Origin of the sequence: Ligilactobacillus murinus DSM 20452 = NBRC 14221, assembly GCF_001591685.1 — a bacterium.
In the GTDB taxonomy this organism is placed as follows: domain Bacteria; phylum Bacillota; class Bacilli; order Lactobacillales; family Lactobacillaceae; genus Ligilactobacillus; species Ligilactobacillus murinus.
Window position 1 is genome coordinate 1 of sequence record NZ_BCVJ01000076.1, and the last position, 4,850, is coordinate 4,850.

The window sequence follows — 4,850 nt, forward strand, 5'->3', positions numbered from 1 at the left end:
TTTCCTCCTTATTCTCTTTTTTCCGTTCCAATACCGTTACCGTCTCCACATGTGTTGTCTGTTCCTTGAGAATACAATTTTTTATCCTCGTCACTGTTTTGAGGACACAATTTATCTGTTTCTAGTTTAGCATTTTTACGTTTACTTTTAAATTTTTTTCCATCCTTGTTTTGAGTTTCACCTGTTTTGAATATTTGGTTAACATTGCAGGATCAATTTCTCCGTCGCTATTAACTCCACCTACAATAATTTTCTCAACAATACTTTCAAAAACTGTACGATCAAACACCGTAAGTATTTTCTGTGAAGATAGCAAGTGCTTAAACTCAGTTAGTCTTTTCTTTACATCGATTTCTGATTTTAAGGTTGTTTCAATATTTACCTTCTCTTCTGCTAGAAACACTTTTTCTGAGGAAATTTCATTGTACTTTTCATTGTATATAGTATCACTAATTTTCCCTTCGAGCTTTAGATTTACAAGATTCTCCTCTTTTTTGAGTAATGTTCGAAGTTTGTTTGTAATCCTTTTTAGTTCCTTGTTAAGGCTATTGTCATTCAATTCAGATTCAATCGTTTCAAGTAAGTCTGTCATTAAATTTTCATTTGAATGATAGAGTTGTCTATAAGCTTCCATGAAAGCCCCCTCAATAGCGAGCTCTTCTAATCCTTTACTATGCTTACAAAATTTCTTTCCTTTCTTTAATGGATATAACGCAGTGCCACACAACTTTGCGATAATCTGAACGGCAGTGCCAACTTCTTCTAGATAATATTGAACCACAAAAACCACATTCTAACATGCTACTAAAAGCGGCTCTCCTCATCTCAGGTGGGCACTCTTGCAAGCTGCCCAGAAAGTTGCCCGATATTCACCTGCTTTCAAAGCTTATTTCAGAACTAAATTAGAACAAGGGAAGCATTACAACGTCGCCATCACCCATGTCGCTAAGAAACTCATCAGAATACTATTCTTTCTTCTCAAAAATAATTGTCCTTTTGACGAAAAGAAAGTGAAATAAACCTGAAAATTCATATCCCAAACCCTCGAAAAATCACTTTTTCAGAGGGATTTTTGTCGTACTCTAAAACTCATTTAGGGAAACAAAATATTTTTCAGACGGAACTATTGACTTTTCTTATAGTTTGTCTTTCAGATAGTATAGTGTAACAAATACAAGTATATCGTAAATTTTAGCCAATTCACCAAGTTCTGTGTAAACGCTTTTATTAAGGTGCAAAAAATGGGAATACACTTTCCTAATGATATCCCATAAAACTGAAACCACACATTAAATCTGTTTCACTGATCTTAATATTCATCAATAAACAACTTATCATATTTTCCTCTTATCAAGTCAAATTTTTGATCAGCTAATAAATGTTTGACTCGCTCATATGATTTCAGATACATATCATAACCACTGTTCAATTCGTGCAAATATCCGATCTCGGCATGCTTTAATAATTGGTAAGCTTCAGAGAAATCTGTCAGTGAGATCCCATTTTTTATCTTCTTTCTAGCTAAAGCCAAGCAAAGACTAGGATATTGTTGCAATTTATGATAGCACCCCAACAACTCACTTTTCTCATGTTCTGTCCCTAAGATAAAGCTGACCGCTTGATGATAATAATATTCCGACAATTCATCATCTTGAAGCCCCCACTTATCACTCTCGTAGATATCGCCCAATTTATAAGCTGCGTCAATATTTTCTTTTAGTACTGCCACCTTGAAATAAGCTAGTGCCAGATCTAGGTTTTGTTTAATATGTCTACCGTATAGATAGCAATATCCTAAATTTGCCATTGCTTGCGCATTACCTAATGTTGTAGCCAAATGATAATACTCAACAGCTTGCTCATATTTACCTAAAGTATATAAATTTGCCCCTTTATCAAGCAAATATTCATCATCACAAGTTGTTAGTGCTGTAAGATCAGTTGCTGTAAGTCTCAATTTATCAGTGGGCATAATACTTTCTCCTTATTCTCTTTTTTTCCGTTCCAATACCGTTACCGTTTCAACATGTGCTGTTTGTGGGAACTGATCGACTGGCAAGATAGGTTGGGTGACATCATATCCAAGTTCCATGAAACTTTGCAGATCACGAACTAAAGTTGCCGGATTACAGCTGACATAAACGATTTTTTGTGGTTGCATCTTAACTGCACTTTCGATCAAACTTTGCGTCAAACCTTTACGTGGCGGATCGACCATGATCACATCTGGCTTGATCCCTTGTTCTTGCCAAGTTGCCATCCAGTCCTCGGCATTACCAACTTCAAATTCTAAGTTATCCAAATTATTTAAAGCTGCATTTTTCTTAGCATCCGCGATCGCTGCTTCGACGATCTCGACCCCATATACTTTTTTAGCATGTTTGGCCATGGACAGTGAGATCGTCCCGATCCCACAATAAGCATCGATCACCGTTTCATTTCCCGTCAATCCAGCCCGCTTGATCGCCTCTTGGTAAAGTTTTTCAGTCTGAGTTGGGTTGACTTGATAAAATGACTTCGCTGAGATCTCAAATTTAAGCCCATTCAACTGATCGGTGATATATTCTTTGCCCGCTAAAACCTGAGTCTTGTCACCTAAGATCACATTGGTCTGCTTGGAATTGATATTTTGTTGCAAACTCACCACATCAGGACAAGCTGCCATGATCTCATTTACGATCGCTTCTTTATTTGGTAACTTATTAGTCCGCGTCACCAAGACGACCATCACTTCTTTAGAATAATGTCCACGCCGTACCATGATATGCCGTAAGATCCCACTGTGTGTAGCTTCATCATAAGCTGTCACTTGATTTTTTTGTAAGATCGCCAACACTTTTTGGATCACTTCATCGATCCGTTTATCTTGGATCAAGAAATCCGTTAGCGGCAAGAAATTATGACTGCCTCGCTTGAAAAAGCCAGCTGTCAGTTTTCCATTAATTTCACGGACTGGGACTTGTGCTTTGTTACGATAGGCATATGGTTCTGCCATCCCCAAAGTTTGTTCGACTGCTAGGTCAGCTAGATGCGCCTTTTGCAACAGATCACTGACTAGTTTTTGTTTGAATTTCAATTGAGCTGGATAAGCTAAATGTTGTAAAGGTGCGATCCCCGTTTGTGAATAAGCTTTGCCTTTCCCCGTGACCCGATCAGGACTGGTCGTTAAGCGTTCGATAACTTTAGCATAACCAAAATTTTTGCCGACCTTTAACACATGGAGTTTTACTTTTTCACCAGGCAAAGCATCATCACAAAAAAGTGAATATCCTTCGACTTTAGCGACACCCATTCCTTGGTAAGTCAGATCCACGATCGTCGCTTCTAATTTTTGATTTTTAACTACAGGTAATTTCCGTTTCATTACTTATCCTCGTTTACTTTGATTTTAATTGCCACTATCTATTCTACCAAGTCCCAGCTGACAAAAAAAGTCGCCTAGCCTCTTAGCGCTAATTTTAGCAGGCGTAAAAGTTGTTTTTGCTCAGTCAGATCTAACTTAGCTAAAGCATCAGCATGGGCTTTTTCTAATTTAGGTGTGATCTGTTCATAGATCTGACGCCCATTTTCTGTCACAAATAGCTGCTTTGCTTTACCTACTTGTTTTCTTTTGATCAGATCCAGTCTTTCCATCTTTGTGATGATCTGGGTGATATTTCCCTTAGTGACGACCAAGGTAGTGGCTAACTCCTTTTGAGTACGCCCAGTATGGTTATATACATAATTTAAGATATCGTATTGTGCGTTAGTTATGCCAACTTGTTGTAAAACTGTTGCACTGTTAGCTAGTAGTTGGCGCTGAAGTTGGCTAACTCGCATAAAGATCAAACTCTCGCGATTCATATTATCACCCCTTACAATTAGTAAATTTATATATAAACTATATTTTTGTCAACTATCACTGCAAAAAAAGAGTGGCGTACCACTCTTAAGACTTATCATGTTTTTGATGCCACGCCTTGATCTGTTCTAGGCGTTGCTTGAAACGGATCTCGTTTCCTTGCTCAGTTGGCAGATAATAAGTATGCCCTACTAAATTATCCGGCATCGTTTGCATCGTAGTCAGTTTGTCCTTGGCAAAATGCGCTAACTCATAACCTTTACCATAGCCTAATTCTTTCATCAACTTGGTCGTCCCATTTCTGATCTGCAGTGGCACTGGTTCATTTAAAGTCTGTTTGACATCTTTAGCAACTCTGGTAGTCGCTTTATAAACAGCATTAGATTTAGGTGCCAAAGATAGATAGATCACTGCTTGGGTCAAATGTACATTACATTCGGGCATTCCGATAAATTGACACGTTTGAAAAACATTAACAACTAGATTCAAAGCATTGTTATCAGCTAAACCGATATCTTCACTAGCAAAACGCAACAAGCGCCGGGCAATATATAACGGATCTTCGCCACCAGCTAGCATCCGATTCAACCAATAGATCGCTGCATCAACATCGCTATTACGCATGGATTTATGCAAAGCTGAGATCAAGTCATAATGGTCTTCACCGTTCTTATCATATTTGAGTGTCTTTTCCCCTAAAACTTGACTCAACAGATCATCACTTAGTTCTAAAGTTCCATCTTGGCTGACATTTCCATTATCAACTAACATCTCCAATGTATTTAAGGCATTTCGCGCATCTCCGTCACTAAAGATCGCGATCTGCTCTAATAATGTCTTTGAAGCAGTGAGCTCTTTTTCAAAGCCTACTCGACAAGCACGGTCCAACAGCTCAACTAATTGTTCTTTAGTCAGTTGCTTTAAGACAAAGACTTTCAACCTAGATAAAAGCGCTGAATTGATCTCAAAAGATAGATTCTCTGTCGTTGCTGCTATATAAAATGTAGAA

General features: G+C 38.0%; 4 protein-coding genes and 2 pseudogenes. 1 reads left to right on the top strand and 5 read right to left on the bottom strand.

From position 1 onward, the window contains the following. Nucleotides 1-8 precede the first annotated feature (8 nt). Nucleotides 9-812, bottom strand: a pseudogene (locus LMU01S_RS09445) (recombinase zinc ribbon domain-containing protein); the annotation flags it as partial. On the opposite strand from LMU01S_RS09445, the pseudogene LMU01S_RS09450 reads away from it, so the two are divergent. Beyond that, nucleotides 807-1,019: pseudogene (locus tag LMU01S_RS09450) on the top strand (transposase); the annotation flags it as partial. The pseudogenes LMU01S_RS09445 and LMU01S_RS09450 sit on opposite strands and share 6 nt — an antisense overlap. A 290-nt stretch (nucleotides 1,020-1,309) precedes the next feature. Here LMU01S_RS09450 and LMU01S_RS09455 read toward each other — a convergent pair. From LMU01S_RS09455 to LMU01S_RS09470, 4 genes are all read right to left on the bottom strand, one after another. Further along, nucleotides 1,310-1,972: a tetratricopeptide repeat protein gene (locus LMU01S_RS09455; protein WP_056960220.1), complete on the bottom strand. Its 663-nt coding sequence runs from the start codon at nucleotides 1,970-1,972 to the stop codon at nucleotides 1,310-1,312. Between the two features lie 12 nt (nucleotides 1,973-1,984). Then, the gene (gene rlmD, locus LMU01S_RS09460) at nucleotides 1,985-3,364 is read right to left on the bottom strand and encodes a 23S rRNA (uracil(1939)-C(5))-methyltransferase RlmD (RefSeq protein WP_056960218.1); all 1,380 of its coding nucleotides are present in this window, start codon (nucleotides 3,362-3,364) and stop codon (nucleotides 1,985-1,987) included. Nucleotides 3,365-3,438: 74 nt separating this feature from the next. Then, nucleotides 3,439-3,843, bottom strand: coding sequence for a MarR family winged helix-turn-helix transcriptional regulator (locus LMU01S_RS09465; protein ID WP_056960216.1), 405 nt, complete (start codon nucleotides 3,841-3,843; stop codon nucleotides 3,439-3,441). A gap of 85 nt (nucleotides 3,844-3,928) precedes the next feature. Further along, on the bottom strand, nucleotides 3,929-4,850 hold a 922-nt coding region (locus tag LMU01S_RS09470), incomplete at its 5' end, for an AAA family ATPase (RefSeq protein ID WP_061773578.1).

Excerpts from the sequence above, each read along its gene's own strand:
- LMU01S_RS09455 (WP_056960220.1), bottom strand. The coding sequence starts at position 1,972 with ATGCCCACTGATAAATTGAGACTTACAGCAACTGATCTTACAGCACTA.
- rlmD (WP_056960218.1), bottom strand. The coding sequence starts at position 3,364 with ATGAAACGGAAATTACCTGTAGTTAAAAATCAAAAATTAGAAGCGACG.
- LMU01S_RS09465 (WP_056960216.1), bottom strand. The coding sequence starts at position 3,843 with ATGAATCGCGAGAGTTTGATCTTTATGCGAGTTAGCCAACTTCAGCGC.